This is a genomic window from Pseudomonas parakoreensis (assembly GCF_021602155.1).
Classification (GTDB): Bacteria; Pseudomonadota; Gammaproteobacteria; order Pseudomonadales; family Pseudomonadaceae; genus Aquipseudomonas; species Aquipseudomonas parakoreensis.
Genome location: NZ_BQHY01000063.1, coordinates 1 through 1,040 on the forward strand (window position 1 = coordinate 1; position 1,040 = coordinate 1,040).

At 61.6% G+C, this 1,040-nt stretch carries 1 protein-coding gene and 1 pseudogene; both read right to left on the reverse strand.

The features are described 5' to 3' along the window. Positions 1 to 616: pseudogene (locus tag L6D63_RS28365) on the reverse strand (host specificity protein J); the annotation flags it as partial. Further along, entirely contained in the window at positions 613 to 1,011 is a 399-nt protein-coding gene (locus L6D63_RS28370; protein ID WP_236170513.1) for a DUF6950 family protein, read from the reverse strand. The gene L6D63_RS28370 and the pseudogene L6D63_RS28365, both read right to left, overlap by 4 nt. Positions 1,012 to 1,040: the final 29 nt, after the last annotated feature.

Consider the following 1,040-nt stretch of genomic DNA (forward strand, 5'->3'; position numbering starts at 1 on the left):
GTAACGCGGTATTGGCGCTGTAAACCGCGGTACCGGTGCGCGGGTCGTACACGTCGTTGCGGCCGCGCACCACGAAACGGGTATCCGGAATGCCTGACGGGAATTTCTCTGCGCTGTATTGCAGCGAAACTCGAACGAATGACAGGCCCCGGCCGATCTGGCTGTCCTTCCAGTCTGGGCAATTGGCCTTCAGGAAGGCGTTCACCTGAGTCGGGTTGACCACCAGCTCATACGTCGCCTGCGCACCGTAGCTGCCGATCTCTTCCTCGCCGAGGTAGATGTTTTCAAGCGCAGCGATCGGGCCTTCGCACAAAACGTACACCAGGTGCAGCCACTCGCCCTCACCTTGGGCGCCTGGCTGCTCTTGTGCCCAGACCAACACGCCGCCGGTGGAAACGCGGCCGAGGATGAAGCGAACTGGCGCCTTCGAAGACCGCACGGTCTGCGCCGACGGCTCGTTGTCGCGCAGCGGTGACTTGGTGTTGAGCTTTTCCTGCTGCTCGGCAGCGTAGAAGGCCAGCGCAGCGCCGGCGACAGCGCCCCACGGACCGCCCTGAAAGCCACCAATGACAGCCCCGACGACAACTTGAGAAAGTTTTTTTACACCGCCGCTCATTCAACCCTCCACGCGGCCAATGGCTCGCATACAACACGGGCTGCGCCGTCGTCGGTTGTTGCCCAATAATCACCAGCCCAGAAAACAGCCATGCTTCGGCCGCCGGGCGCGTCGTAAATCACCACGTCGCCGCGCTGGATGAACGTCAGCGGCACTCTGGCGAAATGGGTGTCCCACGCAGCCTCAAGGCTGCCGTGCTGCTTTTTCAATTGCCGTTTGGCACCGGTCTCGGTCGTGTACTTGCCGCGATAGTTCTCGGCCGGGTCGACACCACAAATCGCCGCCGTGCAGTCCGCGGCGAACAGGCAGCAGTCAAATTCGCCCCATGAAAAAGGCCGCTCTTGGGCGGCCTTGATCACGTCGTTCAGACGGGTTGTCCAGTCTCGGTAGCGCATGGCTAACTTCCATAGGTGAATGTCGGTGC